This is a genomic window from Pseudomonas sp. WS 5010 (genome assembly GCF_012985565.1).
Classification (GTDB): Bacteria; Pseudomonadota; Gammaproteobacteria; order Pseudomonadales; family Pseudomonadaceae; genus Aquipseudomonas.
Window position 1 is genome coordinate 113,727 of record NZ_JAAQWQ010000004.1, and the last position, 18,475, is coordinate 132,201.

The window sequence follows — 18,475 nt, forward strand, 5'->3', positions numbered from 1 at the left end:
GCCTTCACTCCCGATGGTCGTGGGTCTGGGTGATACGGCCTTGTTCCACGTGGAACAAAGCGACTGGCGTTTCCGTCTGCCAGCCTTCCCTCAATAATTCGTGGTCTACACAAGTAATAAATACCTGGCAGCGTAAGTCTTCCAACAAGCGGCATAGCGCGCGGCGGTGTAGCTCGTCCAATTCGGACGGCAAGTCATCCACCAGATAAATACACTGCCCGCGCCGGGCCTGGCTAACCAAGTGCCCCTGGGCGATACGCAACGCGCAGACCACCAACTTCTGCTGGCCACGGGACAAGATATCCGCGGCGTTATGTGCGCCTAATCTAAGGCGCAAATCAGCGCGTTGCGGCCCTGCCTGGGTGTGGCCAATTTGCTGATCCCGTTGCAAAGAGGTGGCGAGTACTGCACTCAAGTCACGCTCTTTGTCCCAACCACGGTAGTAGCTCAGCGTCAGTCCCTCGAGTTCCAGCAACTCACTCAAGGTCTGTTCAAAGACTGGTTTCAAGGCTTTGATGTAGGTGCGGCGGTATTCATCTATTTCGTCGCTGGCCAGGCACAGTTCACGGTCCCAGGCCGCTTGCGAAGCGGCGTCAAGTGTACCATGCCGCAGCCATGAGTTCCGCTGCCGCAGGGCCTTCTGCAGGCGCTGCCACGTGGCCATGAACCTCGGTTCCACGTGGAACACTCCCCAATCGAGGAACTGCCGGCGAATTTTTGGTGCACCCTCCAGTAAACGGAAGCTGTCAGGGTTGATCAATTGCAAGGGTAGGATTTCCGCCAACTGCGCTGCACTGCGCGCATTCTGCCCATCGATACGGATCTGGAACTCTCCCTGCCGATCACGAGATATCCCCAGGCTGCTGTGCCCGCCTTGCGCCAGTTCGACCTGGCCAAAAACGGTGCACGCCAATTGCTCGTATTGAATCACCGGTAACAGGCGGGCGCTGCGAAAGGAACGAGCCAGGCCCAGCAAGTGAATGGCTTCCAGCACGCTGGTTTTGCCACTGCCGTTGGCGCCATGGAGGATATTGATGCGGGGGGAGGGGGAGAAGGTCACCGGGTGCAGATTGCGCACCGCGGTGACCGAGACGCGACTGAGGGACATCTAGCTTCTGCTGAGCATGATTACAGGCGCATCGGCATAACAACATAAGCCGAGTCGTCGTTATCGGATTCTTGCACCAGGGCGCTGCTGTTGGAGTCCGACAGGATCAGACGCACCTGCTCGGTGGTCATCACACCCAGCACGTCCAGCAGGTAGCTCACGTTGAAGCCGATTTCCAGGGATCCACCGTTGTAGTCGACGCCTACTTCTTCTTCCGCTTCTTCCTGTTCCGGGTTGTTGGCCTGGATTTTCAACTGGCCATTGGCCAATTGCAGGCGAATACCACGGTACTTCTCGTTGGACAGGATCGCGGTACGGCTGAACGCTTCACGTAGCGCCTGGCGATCACCGATCACCAGCTTGTCGCCGCCTTTGGGCAGCACGCGCTCGTAGTCCGGGAACTTGCCGTCTACCAGTTTGGAGGTGAAGGTGAACTCGCCCGTGGTGGCACGGATATGGTGCTGGCCCAGGACGATGCTGACGTTACCGTCCGGCTCGGTGAGCAGGCGCGCCAGTTCAAGGATACCTTTGCGCGGCACGATGACCTGGTGGCGGTCCGGCTGACCGATATCGGCCTTCATCGAGCACATTGCCAGACGGTGACCGTCGGTGGCCACGGCACGGATGATGCCTTCGGAGACTTCCAGCAGCATGCCGTTGAGGTAGTAACGCACGTCCTGCTGGGCCATGGCGAAGCTGGTGCGTTCGATCAAACGGCGCAGGCGGCTTTGCTCCAGGCTGCAAGTCAGCGAACCGGGGCCTTCTTCTACCGTCGGGAAATCGTTGGCCGGCAGGGTCGACAAGGTGAAACGACTGCGCCCGGCCTTGACCACCAACTTCTGCTCATCAACCTTGATGTCGATCAGCGCATCGTTGGGCAGGCTTTTGCAGATATCCATCAGCTTGCGCGCAGGCACGGTGATCTCACCGGGCTCGGCGGGTTCTTCCAGCTGTACGCGACCAACCAGTTCGACTTCCAGGTCGGTACCGGTCAACGACAACTGCTGGCCTTCGACAACCAACAATACGTTGGAAAGTACCGGCAAGGTCTGTCGGCGCTCGACGACGCCTGCGACCAGTTGCAGGGGTTTCAACAGGGCTTCGCGTTGAATGGTGAAATGCATGGTCTAGTCCCTTGCCTTAATAAGCTGCGCTGGTGTTCATCAAGTTGTCAGTGTACGCAGCAGGTTCTTGTAGTCCTCGCGAATATCCGCGTCGGATTCCTTAAGTTCATTGATCTTGCGGCACGCGTGCAAGACCGTGGTGTGGTCGCGACCACCAAACACATCGCCAATTTCCGGCAGGCTGTGGTTGGTCAGCTCCTTGGAGAGCGCCATGGCCACCTGACGGGGACGCGCTACCGAGCGCGAGCGGCGCTTGGACAGCAGGTCGGAAATCTTGATCTTGTAGTACTCGGCCACGGTGCGTTGAATGTTATCCACACTGACCAGCTTGTCTTGCAGCGCCAACAGGTCCTTCAGGGATTCGCGAATCAGCTCGATAGTGATATCGCGGCCCATGAAGTGCGAGTGAGCGATAACGCGCTTGAGCGCACCTTCGAGCTCACGCACGTTGGAGCGAATACGCTGGGCAATGAAGAATGCCGCATCGTGAGGCAGATCGACTTTCGCCTGGTCGGCTTTCTTCATCAGGATCGCGACCCGGGTTTCCAGTTCCGGCGGCTCTACCGCAACGGTCAGGCCCCAGCCGAAGCGCGATTTGAGGCGCTCTTCCAGGCCTTCGATTTCCTTCGGGTAACGGTCGCTGGTGAGGATGACCTGCTGGCCGCCTTCAAGCAGGGCGTTGAACGTGTGGAAAAACTCTTCCTGGGAACGTTCCTTGCGCGCGAAGAATTGAATGTCATCGATCAGCAGCGCATCGACGGAGCGATAGAAGCGCTTGAATTCGTTGATCGCATTGAGTTGCAACGCCTTGACCATGTCGGCTACGAAGCGCTCCGAGTGCAGGTACACGACCTTGGCATTCGGATTCTTCTTTAATAGGTGGTTACCCACAGCATGCATCAAGTGCGTCTTACCCAAGCCGACGCCGCCGTAAAGGAAGAGCGGGTTGTAACCGTGCTTGGGATTGTCGGCCACCTGCCAGGCGGCGGCGCGGGCCAACTGGTTGGATTTACCTTCGACGAAGTTTTCAAAGGTAAAGGTGCGGTTCAGGTAACTGGTGTGCTTGAGCGCACCTTCGACCTGGACCGTGCGCTGCTCGGCGCGCACCGGGGCCTGCTGCGAACTGGCTCCTGCCATGGGGTCGAAGCTGTCGCGGGACGGCTCTTCGCTCACTGGCGCATTTTTTTGCGCCACGGATTTGCTCGGGGCTGGCGCAGCGGTGGCTGGTGCGTGGTTAACCGGGGCTGCCGCAGCCTGGGCGTGCGAGGCAGCCGCGGCCAGCGGCGCATTCGGCGCGGCACGCGGCGCGGAGCTGCGTTTGCTGCCTATTAATAAGGAGAGCGCTGGAGCCATCCCATTGCCATGTTCGTCGAACAATTCGAGAACGCGGCTTAGGTACTTCTCGTTGACCCAGTCGAGAACAAAACGATTGGGTGCGTAGACACGCAACTCGTCGCCTTCGGCTTCGACCTGTAGTGGACGGATCCAGGTGTTGAATTGCTGGGCAGGCAGCTCATCGCGCAAAAGCTCCACGCACTGCTGCCAAAGTTCCACTGACACGGATATCCCCTAAGTTGAAAGCCGGTGAGGCAAAAACAGCCGCCATTGTAGCGGCGAGCGGCCCACTTATCCACATGTAGGTTGCTCACAGGCCGCCAAGAATCAATGCCTTAACCGTAAAAAAGGCGACAAATGGTCTGTGCATAAGCTCTGTGGATAAGCGCCCCTAAGCTCGTTGTACAAGTGGGGTCGAAAGTCTGTGGGTAACTGGCCTGTGGATAAGTAGCCATTCCACACACAGCTTATCCGATAGCGCAGCACAGGCAGAGCACCGTTTCTCCCCCGTGTTGTCATTCTCTGTACAGCACGTGGAATATGGCCTCAAGGTAGTTATCCACAGAAGATCGCGTGCCTAGCTTTTATAAGCTTTACAGAAAAGCTTTAAATAACTTCCTTCTTTATTTTTATATCTATGGCATTGCTCGTCAAAGTCGAACCGCCCGGAATCGGTCTCGATGCCCTCAGATATCTAATTGAAGGAATAGCTGGTTGGAAATTGACCTAGAGGCTTGCTTTCTCTAGAATCCCCGGTCTCTTAAAACGGGGGCCATTCCGGCCCGTTGTGGACGAACCAGGTAACACGCCATGAAACGTACTTTCCAACCAAGCACCATCAAACGCGCCCGTACCCACGGTTTCCGTGCTCGCATGGCTACCAAGAACGGCCGTGCTGTCCTGTCGCGTCGCCGCGCCAAAGGTCGTGCGCGTCTGGCAGTTTGATAATCCGGTACTGGTGGTGAGTCAGGACTTCAGTCGGGAAAAGCGTCTGCTAACCCCCCGGCACTTCAAGGCAGTCTTTGACTCCCCCACCGGCAAGGTTCCGGGGAAAAATCTCCTGCTCCTTGCGCGTAACAACGATCTGGATCACCCCCGTCTCGGGTTGGTGATCGGCAAGAAGAGCGTAAAGCTCTCCGTTGAGCGCAATCGCCTCAAGCGTCTGATGCGCGAATCGTTTCGCCTCCACCAGGAGACTCTGGTTGGTTGGGATATTGTTATCGTCGCGCGCAAAGGCTTGGGGGACGTAGAAAACCCCGAATTGATTCAGCATTTCGGCAAGCTCTGGAAACGTTTGGCTCGCACCAGCAAGCCGACCCCAGCAGTCAGCCCCGAAACTGTAGGGGTAGACAGCACTGATGCGTAAACTGGCCCTCGTTCCGATCCAGTTTTACCGTTATGCCATTAGTCCGCTGATGGCCAGCCACTGTCGTTTCTACCCCAGTTGTTCCTGCTACGCGTATGAAGCCATAGAAAATCATGGCCTTCTGCGCGGTGGCTGGCTGACCTTTCGTCGTTTAGGTCGCTGTCATCCGTGGAATCCCGGTGGTTATGACCCGGTTCCGCCTATCCCTACCTCCCGTTCTTCTTCGATGGCCGAGTAATCATGGATATTAAACGCACGATCCTGATCGTCGCCCTGGCAATCGTGTCCTACGTTATGGTTCTGAAATGGAACCAGGACTATGGCCAGGCTGCCCTGCCGACTCAGAATGTTGCTACCAATCAGTCTGCTCCTGCTATTGCAGATGCACCGTTGGGTAACAATGCTTCCGCCAGTGCCGATGTACCCAGCGCGAATGCCGATACCAGCACCCCTGTAGATAACGCGGTCATCACCAATAAAGACCTCATCCACGTCAAGACGGATGTGTTGGACCTGGCGATCGATCCACAGGGCGGCGATATCGCCCAGCTGAAATTGCCACTGTACCCACGTCGCCAAGACCATCCGGATGTTCCATTCCAGTTGTTCGATAACGGTGGCGAGCGTGTTTATCTGGCACAAAGCGGCCTGACTGGCACTGATGGCCCTGATGCTCGTGCTACCGGTCGTCCGGTTTATTCGACCGAACAGAAGACTTATCAACTGGCTGATGGCCAAAACCAGTTGAACGTCGACCTGAAATTCAGTCACGACGGCGTCAATTACATCAAGCGCTTCAGCTTCACGCGCGGTTTGTACGATCTGAAAGTTACCTACCTGATCGATAACACCAGCGAAAAGGCCTGGACTGGCAACCTGTTTGCCCAGCTCAAGCGTGATGGCAGTTCCGATCCATCTTCCAGCACTGCCACCGGCACCGCGACTTACCTGGGCGCCGCCCTGTGGACAAGTAACGAGCCGTACAAGAAAGTGTCGATGAAAGACATCGACAAGGGCGCGCTGAAAGAAACGGTCCAAGGTGGTTGGGTAGCCTGGCTGCAACACTACTTTGTAACCGCGTGGATCCCGAATAAGGGCGAAGCCAACCTGGTCCAGACCCGCAAGGACAACCAGGGTAACTACATCATTGGTTTCACTGGCCCGGCGTTGACCGTTGCACCAGGTGCCAAGGCTGAAACCAGCGCCACCCTGTATGCCGGCCCGAAAAGCCAGGCGGTACTCAAGGAGTTATCCCCAGGTCTGGAACTGACTGTGGATTACGGCATCCTGTGGTTCATTGCCCAGCCAATCTTCTGGTTGCTGCAACATATCCACAGCATCGTCGGTAACTGGGGCTGGTCGATCATCTTCCTGACTATGCTGATCAAAGGGATTTTCTTCCCTCTATCCGCCGCCAGCTACAAGTCGATGGCCCGTATGCGCGCCGTTGCGCCGAAACTGGCTGCACTCAAAGAGCAACATGGCGATGACCGGCAGAAAATGTCGCAAGCCATGATGGAGCTGTACAAGAAAGAGAAGATCAACCCGCTGGGTGGATGCTTGCCGATTCTGGTACAGATGCCGGTGTTCCTGTCGCTGTACTGGGTACTCCTGGAAAGCGTGGAAATGCGCCAGGCGCCGTTCATGCTGTGGATAACTGACCTGTCGATCAAAGACCCGTTCTTTATCCTGCCGATCATCATGGGCGCAACCATGTTCATCCAGCAGCGTCTGAACCCGACGCCTCCGGATCCGATGCAGGCCAAGGTAATGAAAATGATGCCAATCATCTTCACCTTCTTCTTCCTGTGGTTCCCGGCTGGTCTGGTTCTGTACTGGGTGGTCAACAACGTGTTGTCGATCTCTCAACAGTGGTACATCACACGTAAGATCGAAGCGGCTGCCAAAAAAGCCGAGGCGTAACTTACTCTGTGGATAACCACTCAAGACGCCCCCTCGTGGGGCGTTTTGCATTCTGTCACTTTTGTCTGGGAAACCGCTGATGAGCGCTCCTCGTGAAACCATCGCTGCCGTCGCCACCGCTCAAGGCCGGGGCGGTGTCGGCATCGTTCGTATTTCCGGGCCACTTGCGGGCATTGCCGCCCAAGCGATCAGCGGCCGCGAGCTCAAGCCCCGGTATGCGCATTACGGGCCTTTTTTCGGCGAGGATCTTGAGGTACTGGATGAGGGCCTGGCCCTGTATTTCCCGGGCCCAAACTCTTTCACCGGTGAGGATGTGCTGGAACTGCAAGGCCATGGCGGGCCTATCGTCCTCGACATGCTGCTACAGCGCTGCCTGCAGTTGGGCTGCCGTCTGGCGCGGCCTGGTGAGTTCAGCGAGCGCGCGTTTCTCAACGACAAGCTCGACCTGGCCCAGGCCGAGGCGATTGCCGACCTGATCGAGGCCAGTTCTGCACAGGCGGCGCGCAATGCCTTGCGCTCGTTGCAGGGGGCATTTTCCCTGCGTGTGCATAACCTCACCGAGCAATTGATCAGTTTGCGCATCTATGTCGAGGCGGCAATCGATTTTCCGGAAGAAGAAATCGACTTTCTTGCCGATGGCCATGTCCTGGCCATGCTCGATAAGGTGCGAGACGAGTTATCCACAGTTTTGAAGGAAGCCGGGCAGGGCGCATTGCTGCGCGATGGCATGACCGTGGTGATTGCCGGCCGGCCCAACGCCGGCAAGTCCAGCTTGCTCAACGCCCTGGCGGGGCGTGAAGCGGCGATTGTCACCGAAATTGCCGGCACCACCCGGGATATCCTGCGCGAACATATCCACATTGATGGCATGCCGCTGCACGTGGTCGATACCGCCGGTTTGCGTGACACCGATGACCAGGTGGAAAAAATCGGCGTGCAACGGGCGCTCAAGGCCATCGGGGAAGCCGATCGGGTGTTGCTGGTGGTGGATGCCACCGCGCCAGAGGCCGTGGATCCTTTTGCCCTGTGGCCGGAGTTCCTTGAGCAACGGCCGGACCCGGCCAAGGTCACGCTGATTCGCAACAAGGCAGACCTCACGGGTGAGGCGATTGCCCTGGAGGTCAGCGACGATGGCCATGTCACCATCAGCCTCAGCGCCAAGTCTGCCGGCGATGGCCTGGAACTGCTGCGCGATCATCTCAAGGCCTGCATGGGCTATGAACAGACTTCGGAAAGCAGCTTCAGTGCGCGTCGCCGCCACCTTGAGGCGTTGCGCCATGCCAGTGCCGCCCTTGAGCATGGCCGGGCGCAGTTGACCCTGGCAGGTGCTGGGGAGCTTCTGGCTGAGGATTTGCGCCAGGCACAGCAGCTTCTGGGGGAGATTACCGGGGCATTCAGTTCCGATGACCTGCTCGGCAGGATCTTTTCCAGTTTCTGCATCGGTAAATAACCCTTCGTAGTTCACAGACAGGCCATTGGTGCCTGTCTGTTTTGTCCGTTTCAGGACACCCCTGAGTATTTTCTGACAATAACCTCGCCCCGAGGTGGCCTTGCCGTGGACGGAATTTGCCGCGGCTGATGCTTTTCTGTGGATTAAGCCCTGTGAATAACCGCCCCTGTGCCCAGTTGATAACAGGGCTTGAAACCTGAGTAAAAACCCCTCTGTGGATAACCACCTGTTTAATCCACAGGCTTAAAGCACTTATCCAAGGGCCTCATTGGCACCTAACCACAGACTTTTGAATCTCTGTACAGTACGTAAATAAAGGGCTATAGAGATCTATCCACAGAAAGTAGGCTCAGTAGAAATAAACATAAAAACAAAGATTTAATAAATTTCTCTCTTTTAATTTCTATTGTCTGTGATTCATCCACAGCTGGTTAAATTTTGTGCAAAGGGTTCTTTAGGAACGGCTAAGTCCCTATACTTGCCGCCATAGCTCTAAAACTCTTTCAACAAACAATTCCTGATTACCTACATAAGCAGGCACGAGGTGCGTGGTGGATTTCCCTTCCCGTTTTGAAGTGATCGTCATCGGCGGCGGTCATGCCGGTACCGAGGCAGCACTGGCGTCAGCCCGCATGGGGGTCAAAACCCTGTTGCTGACGCACAACGTGGAAACCCTCGGTGCCATGAGTTGCAACCCCGCCATTGGTGGGATCGGCAAAAGCCATCTGGTCAAGGAAATCGACGCCCTTGGCGGTGTGATGGCCATGGCTACCGACAAGGGTGGTATTCAATTTCGCGTGCTCAACAGCCGCAAAGGCCCGGCGGTGCGTGCTACTCGGGCACAAGCCGACCGCATCCTGTACAAGGCCGCGGTGCGCGAAACCCTGGAAAACCAGGCCAACCTGTGGATATTTCAACAGGCCGCAGATGACGTGATCGTCGAACAGGACCAGGTGCGCGGTGTTGTTACGCAAATGGGCCTGCGTTTCTTCGCAGAATCCGTGGTGTTGACCACTGGTACCTTCCTCGGTGGACTTATCCACATCGGGATGCAGAACTATTCCGGCGGCCGCGCCGGCGATCCGCCGTCCATCGCCCTGGCTCATCGCCTGCGCGAACTGCCACTGCGTGTCGGTCGCCTGAAAACCGGGACCCCGCCGCGTATCGACGGGCGTTCTGTGGATTTCTCGGTGATGACCGAACAGGCCGGGGATACGCCGATTCCGGTGATGTCGTTCATGGGTTCCAAGGAGCAGCACCCCAAGCAGGTGAGCTGCTGGATTACCCACACCAACGCGCGCACTCACGAAATCATCGCTGCCAACCTTGATCGTTCGCCGATGTACTCGGGCGTGATCGAAGGCATCGGCCCGCGTTATTGCCCATCGATCGAGGACAAGATCCACCGCTTTGCCGACAAGGAAAGCCACCAGGTCTTCATCGAGCCGGAAGGTTTGACTACCCACGAGCTGTACCCGAACGGAATTTCCACTTCCCTGCCGTTCGACGTGCAAATCCAGATCGTGCAGTCGATTCGCGGCATGGAAAACGCCCACATCGTGCGCCCCGGCTACGCCATCGAGTACGACTACTTCGATCCGCGGGACTTGAAATACAGCCTGGAAACCAAAGTGATCGGCGGCCTGTTCTTCGCTGGGCAAATCAACGGCACCACCGGTTACGAAGAGGCCGGCGCCCAGGGTTTGCTGGCCGGGACCAACGCTGCATTGCGCGCCCAGGGCAAAGACAGCTGGTGCCCGCGTCGCGATGAAGCGTACATCGGGGTGTTGGTCGACGACCTGATTACCCTGGGTACCCAGGAACCGTACCGGATGTTCACTTCCCGGGCCGAATATCGCCTGATCCTGCGCGAAGACAACGCCGACCTGCGCCTGACCGAAAAAGGTCGCGAGCTGGGCCTGGTCGATGACGCGCGTTGGGCAGCGTTCTGCAAAAAACGCGAAAGCATCGAACTGGAAGAGCAGCGCCTGAAAAGTACTTGGGTCCGCCCGGGCACCGAGCAGGGCGATGCCATTGCCGAAAAATTCGGCACGCCGCTGACCCACGAGTACAACCTGTTGAACCTGCTGTCCCGCCCGGAAATCGACTACGCTGGTCTGGTCTCGGTAACCGGCGGTGGCGCAGAAGATCCACAGGTGGCCGAGCAGGTCGAAATCAAGACCAAATACGCCGGTTACATTGACCGCCAGCAGGATGAGATCGCCCGGCTGCGCGCCAGTGAAGACACCAAGCTGCCTGTGGATATCGATTACACCGGGATTTCCGGGTTGTCCAAAGAGATTCAAAGCAAGCTGGGGATAACTCGTCCCGAGACGTTGGGCCAGGCTTCCCGTATCCCGGGCGTCACCCCGGCAGCCATTTCGCTGTTGATGATTCATTTGAAAAAACGCGGCGCGGGCCGTCAGTTGGAGCAAAGCGCTTGAGTTCGTTGGTCACCTCGCAACACGCCGAAGAGTTATCCACAGGTGCACGCCAGTTGGGTGTGGACCTGACCGCAGCCCAGCACGAGTTGCTGTTGGGCTACCTGGCCCTGTTGATCAAGTGGAACAAGGCCTACAACCTCACTGCGGTGCGCGATCCGGACGAAATGGTTTCGCGGCATCTGCTCGACAGCTTGAGCGTGATGCCCTTCATCGAAAACGGCCGCTGGCTGGACGTTGGCAGTGGCGGTGGCATGCCTGGCATCCCGTTGGCGATCCTGTTTCCCGAGTCGCAAGTGACTTGCCTGGACAGCAACGGCAAGAAAACCCGCTTCCTGACCCAGGTCAAACTCGAACTCAAGCTGGACAACCTGCAAGTTATCCACAGCCGCGTCGAAGCCTTCACGCCTGAACTGCCTTTCAATGGAATTGTTTCCAGGGCCTTCAGCAGCATGGAGAACTTCAGCAACTGGACCCGCCACCTGGGCGACCTGAACACCCGTTGGCTGGCAATGAAGGGCGTTCATCCAAGCGACGAGCTGTTAGCATTGCCGGCAGACTTCCACCTCGATAGCGAACACGCCTTGGCCGTACCCGGTTGCCAAGGCCAACGCCATCTGCTGATACTGCGCCGCACGGCATGATTGGGAACACAAGCAAGAATGGCTAAGGTATTCGCGATAGCGAACCAGAAAGGTGGCGTGGGCAAAACCACCACCTGCATCAACCTCGCAGCATCCCTGGTCGCTACCAAGCGTCGGGTGCTGTTGATCGATCTCGATCCACAGGGCAACGCCACCATGGGTAGCGGTGTGGATAAACACGGCCTGGAAAACTCGGTCTACGACTTGCTGATAGGCGAGTGCGACCTGGCCCAGGCTATGCACTACTCCGAACACGGCGGTTATCAACTGCTGCCGGCCAACCGCGACCTGACCGCGGCGGAAGTGGTGCTGCTGGAAATGCAGATGAAAGAAAGCCGTCTGCGCAGCGCCCTGGCGCCGATCCGCGAGAATTACGACTACATTTTGATCGACTGCCCGCCGTCGCTGTCGATGCTGACGCTCAACGCGTTGGTCGCCGCCGATGGGGTGATCATCCCCATGCAGTGCGAGTACTTCGCCCTCGAGGGTTTGAGCGACCTTGTGGATAACATCAAGCGTATCGCCGAGTTGCTCAACCCGAACCTGAAGGTCGAAGGCCTGCTGCGGACCATGTATGACCCGCGCCTGAGCCTGATGAACGATGTGTCGGCGCAGCTCAAGGAACACTTTGGCGACCAGCTCTACGACACAGTGATCCCGCGTAACATCCGCCTGGCCGAAGCGCCAAGCTATGGCATGCCCGCGCTGGCGTACGACAAGTCATCGCGTGGTGCCATTGCCTACCTGGCGCTGGCCGGCGAGATGGTTCGTCGCCAACGTCGCAACTCACGCACCGCTGCAGCCCAGCCAACTTAAGGAATCCCCATGGCCGTCAAGAAACGAGGTCTCGGACGTGGACTGGATGCACTGCTGAGTGGTCCGACTGTTACTTCGCTGGAAGAGCAAGCGGTGCAGGCCGACTCCCGTGAACTGCAACACCTGCCCCTGGACCTGATCCAGCGTGGCAAGTACCAGCCGCGTCGGGACATGGACCCGCAGGCGCTGGAGGAGTTGGCGAACTCGATCAAGGCCCAGGGCGTGATGCAGCCGATTGTCGTGCGCCCCATTGGCGGCGGTCGGTTTGAAATCATCGCCGGTGAACGCCGCTGGCGCGCCAGCCAGCAGGCCGGCCAGGAAACCATCCCGGCGATGGTGCGTGATGTGCCGGATGAAACGGCCATTGCCATGGCGCTGATCGAGAATATCCAGCGTGAAGACCTCAATCCCATCGAGGAAGCCATTGCCCTGCAGCGTCTGCAGCAGGAATTCAAGCTGACCCAGCAGGAAGTGGCCGATGCGGTGGGCAAATCCCGTGTCACGGTTTCCAACCTGTTGCGCCTGATTGCGCTTCCGGAAGTGATCAAGACCATGCTGTCCCACGGCGACCTGGAAATGGGTCATGCCCGTGCTTTGCTCGGTTTGCCGGAAAATCAACAGGTTGAAGGGGCGCGACACGTTGTCGCACGAGGTCTCACCGTTCGTCAGACCGAGGCCTTGGTTCGCCAGTGGCTCAGTGGTAAACCTGCACCGGTCGAGACGGTCAAAACTGATCCGGATATTGCGCGCCTTGAGCAGCGCCTGGCCGAGCGGCTGGGCTCTGCGGTGCAAATTCGCCACGGTAAGAAGGGCAAAGGGCAATTGGTTATCGGATATAACTCCCTTGATGAGCTTCAGGGCGTTCTTTCCCACATCCGTTGAAACATTTGCTTATGTAGCGTGCAGTCGGAAATCACTACCCGGCAGTTGAATAGGGGCAGAACCGCCCCTATACTCTGCGCGCATTTTGTCGGCACAAATTATGCCAAGTTATTGATTTCCGGCAGCCGACCATTGAGGAGCAAGAGTGATGGAAACCCGCACGCCAAACACGTTGCCGTTCCATCGCTTGGCCGTTTTTCCGGTTTTATTGGCCCAATTTGTCATTTTGCTGATCGCCGCATTGGCGCTTTGGTATTGGCATGGGGTCGTAGCCGGATACTCAGGACTCTGCGGAGGCCTGATAGCCTTGCTGCCCAATATGTATTTTGCTCACAGGGCCTTTCGGTTTTCCGGCGCCCGGGCAGCCCAGGCTATCGTCCGGTCCTTTTATGCCGGCGAGGCAGGGAAACTGATTTTGACGGCAGTGCTGTTTGCACTGACCTTTGCAGGTGTGAAGCCATTGGCGCCGCTAGCTGTATTCGGCGTCTTCGTGTTGACCCAACTGGTCAGCTGGTTCGCTCCCCTGCTAATGAAAACAAGACTTTCGAAACCTTAGGGCGTTTGAGGCAACCATGGCAGAAACAACCGCTTCGGGCTATATCCAGCACCACTTGCAGAACCTGACCTTCGGTCAGCTTCCCAACGGCGGCTGGGGCTTTGCCCACTCCGCAGCAGAAGCCAAAGAAATGGGCTTCTGGGCTTTCCACCTGGATACTCTGGGCTGGTCGGTCGCATTGGGTCTGATCTTCGTCCTGATTTTCCGCATGGCGGCAAAGAAGGCGACTTCCGGTCAGCCAGGTGCTTTGCAGAATTTCGTTGAAGTATTGGTCGAATTCGTCGATGGCAGCGTGAAAGACAGCTTCCATGGCCGTAGCCCGGTGATTGCACCGCTGGCACTGACCATCTTCGTCTGGGTGTTCCTGATGAACGCCGTCGACCTGATCCCGGTGGACTGGATCCCGCAAGTGGCCATGTGGATCAGCGGCGACCCGCACATCCCATTCCGCGCTGTATCGACCACTGACCCGAACGCTACCTTGGGCATGGCCCTGTCGGTGTTCGCGTTGATCATTTTCTACAGCATCAAGATCAAGGGCATCGGCGGCTTCATCGGCGAACTGACCCTGCACCCGTTCGGCAGCAAGAACATCTTCGTTCAAGCCCTGCTGATCCCGGTGAACTTCCTGCTGGAATTCGTCACCCTGATCGCCAAGCCGATTTCCCTGGCCCTGCGACTGTTCGGCAACATGTATGCCGGCGAGCTGGTGTTCATCCTGATCGCTGTGATGTTCGGCAGCGGCCTGCTCTGGCTTAGCGGCCTGGGCATTGTTCTGCAGTGGGCGTGGGCTGTGTTCCACATCCTGATCATCACCCTGCAGGCGTTTATCTTCATGATGCTGACCATCGTCTACCTGTCGATGGCGCACGAAGAGAACCATTAAGACCAGTCTCGACTAGTCTGATGTCCTTCCCGGTGAAACGGGAAGGTGGCCCCAAAGGGCTATGAAACGATTTGTTTTACCGCTTTAAAATCTAAAAAACCTAAACCATACGACGTAAAAGTCGGGAGGAAAGATGGAAACTGTAGTTGGTCTAACCGCTATCGCTGTTGCACTGTTGATCGGCCTGGGCGCCCTGGGTACTGCCATTGGTTTCGGCCTGTTGGGCGGCAAGTTCCTGGAAGGCGCAGCGCGTCAGCCAGAAATGGTTCCAATGCTGCAAGTTAAAATGTTCATCGTTGCCGGCCTGCTCGACGCCGTGACCATGATCGGTGTTGGTATCGCTCTGTTCTTCACCTTCGCGAACCCCTTCGTTGGTCAACTCGCCGGTTAATCACTCGTTTTTTCGAGTGATTGGTGTGTTGTGCAACGAACGAGCGAGGTATTGGCGTGAACATTAATGCAACCATTATTGGTCAGTCCTTAGCGTTCTTGATTTTTGTTGTTTTCTGCATGAAGTTCGTATGGCCTCCGGTCATCGCGGCTTTGCACGAACGTCAGAAGAAGATCGCGGATGGACTGGACGCTGCCGCACGAGCAGCTCGCGACCTGGAGTTGGCCCAAGATAAAGCGGGTCAGCAACTGCGCGAAGCGAAGGCTCAGGCAGCTGAAATCATTGAGCAAGCCAAGAAACGCGGTAACCAGATTGTTGAAGAGGCTGTTGAAAAAGCCCGTATCGACGCTGACCGTGTGAAGGTTCAGGCTCAGGCCGAGATCGAACAGGAACTGAATGGTGTCAAAGATGCGCTGCGTGCCCAACTGGGTGCTCTGGCCGTCGGCGGTGCTGAGAAGATCCTGGGTGCCACAATCGATCAAAACGCGCACGCGGAGCTGGTAAACAAACTGGCTGCTGAAATTTAAGCGAGGGCGATCATGGCAGAATTGACCACGTTGGCCCGACCTTACGCTAAGGCAGCCTTCGAGCACGCCCAGGCCCACCAGCAGCTGGCCTCTTGGTCAGCCATGCTCGGCCTGGCTGCAGCAGTGTCGCAAGACGACACCATGCAGCGCGTGCTCAAGGCCCCGCGACTGACGAGCGCAGACAAGGCCGCCACGTTTATTGACGTGTGCGGCGACAAGTTTGATGTGAAAGTGCAGAACTTCATCCACGTCGTTGCCGAAAACGACCGTCTCCCGCTTTTGCCGGAGATTGCCGCTCTGTTCGACCTGTACAAGGCCGAGCAAGAGAAGTCGGTAGACGTTGAAGTGACCAGTGCTTTTGCATTGAACCAAGAACAGCAAGACAAACTCGCCAAGGTTCTCAGTGCACGACTCGACCGGGAAGTGCGCCTGCAAGTTGCGGAAGACCCATCCCTTATTGGGGGTGTTGTCATTCGCGCCGGCGACCTGGTTATCGATGGCTCGATTCGCGGCAAACTCGCGAATCTTGCCGAAGCATTGAAATCTTGAGTTTGAAGGGGCAGCAGAGCAATGCAGCAACTCAATCCTTCCGAAATAAGTGAAATTATCAAGGGCCGCATCGACAAGCTCGATGTGACCTCCCAAGCCCGTAACGAAGGCACTGTCGTCAGCGTATCTGACGGCATCGTGCGGATTCACGGTCTGGCCGACGTAATGTACGGCGAGATGATCGAGTTTCCGGGCGGCGTCTACGGTATGGCCCTCAACCTGGAGCAAGACTCCGTAGGTGCCGTTGTATTGGGCGCGTACACCAGTCTGGCTGAAGGCATGAGCGCCAAGTGCACAGGCCGCATCCTGGAAGTTCCGGTTGGTAAGGAACTGCTGGGTCGCGTTGTCGACGCACTGGGTAACCCTGTTGACGGTAAAGGTCCACTGGGCAACACCGAGACCGACGCGGTCGAGAAAGTTGCTCCAGGCGTGATCTGGCGTAAGTCGGTAGACCAGCCTGTACAGACTGGCTACAAGGCTGTCGATGCCATGATCCCAGTCGGCCGTGGCCAGCGTGAGCTGATCATCGGTGACCGTCAGATCGGTAAGACCGCTCTGGCGATCGACGCGATCATCAACCAGAAAGACAGCGGCATTTTCTGCGTCTACGTAGCGATCGGTCAGAAACAATCGACCATCGCCAACGTGGTTCGCAAGCTGGAAGAAAACGGCGCCCTGGCCAACACGATCATCGTGGCTGCCAGTGCTTCGGAATCTCCTGCGCTGCAATTCCTGGCACCGTACTCCGGTTGCACCATGGGTGAATTCTTCCGCGACCGCGGTGAAGACGCGCTGATCGTTTATGACGATCTGTCCAAGCAAGCAGTGGCTTACCGCCAGATTTCCCTGCTGCTGCGCCGTCCACCAGGCCGTGAAGCCTACCCAGGCGACGTGTTCTATCTCCACTCCCGTCTGCTGGAGCGCGCATCCCGCGTTTCCGAAGAGTACGTAGAGAAGTTCACCAACGGCGCAGTGACCGGCAAAACCGGTTCCCTGACCGCACTGCCGATCATCGAAACCCAGGCTGGCGACGTTTCCGCGTTCGTTCCGACCAACGTGATTTCCATCACCGACGGTCAGATCTTCCTGGAATCGGCCATGTTCAACTCCGGGATCCGTCCTGCTGTGAACGCCGGTGTTTCGGTATCCCGTGTGGGTGGTGCCGCTCAGACCAAGATCATCAAGAAGCTCTCCGGTGGTATCCGTACCGCTCTGGCTCAGTACCGTGAACTGGCGGCATTCGCCCAGTTCGCTTCTGACCTGGACGAAGCGACCCGTAAGCAACTTGAGCATGGTCAGCGCGTTACCGAGCTGATGAAGCAGAAGCAATACGCGCCAATGTCGATCGCTGACATGTCGCTGTCGCTGTATGCCGCTGAGCGTGGGTTCCTGACTGACGTCGAAATCGCCAAGGTCGGCAGCTTTGAACAAGCGCTGATTGCTTACTTCAACCGAGATCATGCCGATTTGATGGCCAAGATCAACGTGAAGGGTGACTTCAATGACGAAATCGACGCTGGCCTGAAGGCTGGTATCGAGAAGTTCAAGGCCACCCAAACCTGGTAAGCCGCAGCGGGAGCCGCAAGGCTCCCGCTTGCTAACCTGATAGGTGTTACATGGCAGGCGCAAAAGAGATTCGCAGTAAGATTGCGAGCATCAAAAGCACGCAAAAAATTACCAGCGCCATGGAGAAAGTGGCGGTCAGCAAAATGCGCAAGGCACAAATGCGCATGTCGGCTAGCCGTCCTTATGCGGAGCGTATCCGCCAGGTAATTGGGCATCTGGCCAACGCCAACCCGGAATACCGCCACCCGTTCATGATCGAGCGCGCCGTCAAGCGTGCAGGTTATGTGGTAGTGAGCAGTGACCGTGGTTTGTGCGGTGGTTTGAATACCAACCTGTTCAAGGCCCTGGTCAAGGACATGGCGGTAAACCGCGAAAACGGCGTCGAGATTGATCTGTGTGTTGTTGGTAGCAAGGGTGCGGCCTTTTTCCGCAACTTCGGCGGTAACGTCGTTGCAGCTATCAGCCACCTGGGTGAAGAGCCGTCGATCAATGACTTGATCGGCAGTGTGAAGGTGATGCTGGATGCGTACCTGGAAGGCCGGATTGACCGCCTGTCCGTGGTATCCAACAAGTTCATCAACACCATGACCCAGCAGCCAACCGTGGAGCAATTGATTCCACTGGTGGCGACCCCGGATCAGGAACTCAAGCACCACTGGGACTACCTCTACGAACCAGACGCCAAAGAGCTGCTTGACGGCTTGATGGTGCGCTACGTGGAGTCGCAGGTGTACCAGGCGGTGGTCGAGAACAACGCAGCTGAACAAGCGGCGCGGATGATCGCGATGAAAAACGCTACCGACAACGCCGGTGATCTGATCAGCGATTTGCAGCTGATCTACAACAAGGCGCGTCAGGCTGCGATCACCCAAGAGATCTCGGAAATCGTCGGCGGCGCTGCCGCGGTTTAA

General features: G+C 57.2%; 19 protein-coding genes. 16 read left to right on the top strand and 3 right to left on the bottom strand.

What is annotated here, in order from left to right; all coding sequences use genetic code 11:
• Window positions 1-4 precede the first annotated feature (4 nt).
• From recF to dnaA, 3 genes are read right to left on the bottom strand one after another with little or no spacing between them, the layout of a single operon-like run.
• Window positions 5-1,108, bottom strand: a complete 1,104-nt coding sequence (recF, locus tag HBO11_RS13635) for a DNA replication/repair protein RecF (RefSeq protein ID WP_169954066.1) — start codon at window positions 1,106-1,108, stop codon at window positions 5-7.
• A gap of 20 nt (window positions 1,109-1,128) precedes the next feature.
• On the bottom strand, window positions 1,129-2,232 hold the full coding sequence (gene dnaN / locus HBO11_RS13640) for a DNA polymerase III subunit beta (RefSeq protein WP_057439291.1): 1,104 nt from the start codon (window positions 2,230-2,232) through the stop codon (window positions 1,129-1,131).
• Window positions 2,233-2,271: 39 nt separating this feature from the next.
• Window positions 2,272-3,792: a chromosomal replication initiator protein DnaA gene (gene dnaA / locus HBO11_RS13645; protein ID WP_169954065.1), complete on the bottom strand. Its 1,521-nt coding sequence runs from the start codon at window positions 3,790-3,792 to the stop codon at window positions 2,272-2,274.
• A gap of 585 nt (window positions 3,793-4,377) precedes the next feature.
• On the opposite strand from dnaA, the gene rpmH reads away from it, so the two are divergent.
• The 16 genes from rpmH (at window position 4,378) to atpG (ending at window position 18,475) form a co-directional block, all read left to right on the top strand.
• Window positions 4,378-4,512 (top strand): 50S ribosomal protein L34, encoded by a 135-nt coding sequence (gene rpmH / locus HBO11_RS13650; protein ID WP_003213577.1) that lies wholly within the window; start codon window positions 4,378-4,380, stop codon window positions 4,510-4,512.
• 16 nt (window positions 4,513-4,528) lie between these two features.
• Window positions 4,529-4,933 (top strand): ribonuclease P protein component, encoded by a 405-nt coding sequence (rnpA, locus tag HBO11_RS13655; RefSeq protein WP_308936377.1) that lies wholly within the window; start codon window positions 4,529-4,531, stop codon window positions 4,931-4,933.
• Complete coding sequence (gene yidD / locus HBO11_RS13660; protein WP_010465488.1) at window positions 4,926-5,171, top strand: membrane protein insertion efficiency factor YidD; 246 nt, start codon at window positions 4,926-4,928, stop codon at window positions 5,169-5,171. The genes rnpA and yidD overlap by 8 nt, the downstream gene beginning before the upstream one ends.
• A 2-nt stretch (window positions 5,172-5,173) precedes the next feature.
• Window positions 5,174-6,856: a membrane protein insertase YidC gene (gene yidC, locus HBO11_RS13665; protein WP_032857171.1), complete on the top strand. Its 1,683-nt coding sequence runs from the start codon at window positions 5,174-5,176 to the stop codon at window positions 6,854-6,856.
• 79 nt (window positions 6,857-6,935) lie between these two features.
• Complete coding sequence (gene mnmE, locus HBO11_RS13670) at window positions 6,936-8,306, top strand: tRNA uridine-5-carboxymethylaminomethyl(34) synthesis GTPase MnmE (RefSeq protein ID WP_169954063.1); 1,371 nt, start codon at window positions 6,936-6,938, stop codon at window positions 8,304-8,306.
• Window positions 8,307-8,857: 551 nt separating this feature from the next.
• Entirely contained in the window at window positions 8,858-10,750 is a 1,893-nt protein-coding gene (gene mnmG, locus HBO11_RS13675) for a tRNA uridine-5-carboxymethylaminomethyl(34) synthesis enzyme MnmG (protein WP_169954062.1), read from the top strand.
• Window positions 10,747-11,391 carry a 16S rRNA (guanine(527)-N(7))-methyltransferase RsmG gene (gene rsmG / locus HBO11_RS13680; protein ID WP_169902059.1) on the top strand — a complete coding sequence of 215 codons (645 nt, stop codon included), beginning with the start codon at window positions 10,747-10,749 and terminating at the stop codon, window positions 11,389-11,391. The genes mnmG and rsmG overlap by 4 nt, the downstream gene beginning before the upstream one ends.
• An 18-nt stretch (window positions 11,392-11,409) precedes the next feature.
• Window positions 11,410-12,207, top strand: coding sequence for a ParA family protein (locus HBO11_RS13685; protein WP_005792605.1), 798 nt, complete (start codon window positions 11,410-11,412; stop codon window positions 12,205-12,207).
• Between the two features lie 9 nt (window positions 12,208-12,216).
• Window positions 12,217-13,089, top strand: a complete 873-nt coding sequence (locus HBO11_RS13690; protein WP_032857179.1) for a ParB/RepB/Spo0J family partition protein — start codon at window positions 12,217-12,219, stop codon at window positions 13,087-13,089.
• A gap of 148 nt (window positions 13,090-13,237) precedes the next feature.
• Entirely contained in the window at window positions 13,238-13,645 is a 408-nt protein-coding gene (locus HBO11_RS13695; protein ID WP_010565865.1) for a F0F1 ATP synthase subunit I, read from the top strand.
• 16 nt (window positions 13,646-13,661) lie between these two features.
• Window positions 13,662-14,531, top strand: a complete 870-nt coding sequence (gene atpB, locus HBO11_RS13700) for a F0F1 ATP synthase subunit A (RefSeq protein ID WP_029290172.1) — start codon at window positions 13,662-13,664, stop codon at window positions 14,529-14,531.
• Window positions 14,532-14,664: 133 nt separating this feature from the next.
• A complete protein-coding gene (atpE, locus tag HBO11_RS13705) occupies window positions 14,665-14,922 on the top strand; it encodes a F0F1 ATP synthase subunit C (protein ID WP_002555987.1) in 258 nt (85 codons plus the stop codon).
• A 56-nt stretch (window positions 14,923-14,978) separates the two neighbouring features.
• Window positions 14,979-15,449, top strand: a complete 471-nt coding sequence (locus HBO11_RS13710) for a F0F1 ATP synthase subunit B (protein ID WP_008439543.1) — start codon at window positions 14,979-14,981, stop codon at window positions 15,447-15,449.
• A gap of 12 nt (window positions 15,450-15,461) precedes the next feature.
• Window positions 15,462-15,998, top strand: a complete 537-nt coding sequence (locus tag HBO11_RS13715) for a F0F1 ATP synthase subunit delta (RefSeq protein ID WP_057439298.1) — start codon at window positions 15,462-15,464, stop codon at window positions 15,996-15,998.
• Between the two features lie 21 nt (window positions 15,999-16,019).
• Window positions 16,020-17,564: a F0F1 ATP synthase subunit alpha gene (gene atpA, locus HBO11_RS13720; RefSeq protein ID WP_029290137.1), complete on the top strand. Its 1,545-nt coding sequence runs from the start codon at window positions 16,020-16,022 to the stop codon at window positions 17,562-17,564.
• Window positions 17,565-17,614: 50 nt separating this feature from the next.
• The gene (atpG, locus tag HBO11_RS13725; RefSeq protein WP_057439299.1) at window positions 17,615-18,475 is read left to right on the top strand and encodes a F0F1 ATP synthase subunit gamma; all 861 of its coding nucleotides are present in this window, start codon (window positions 17,615-17,617) and stop codon (window positions 18,473-18,475) included.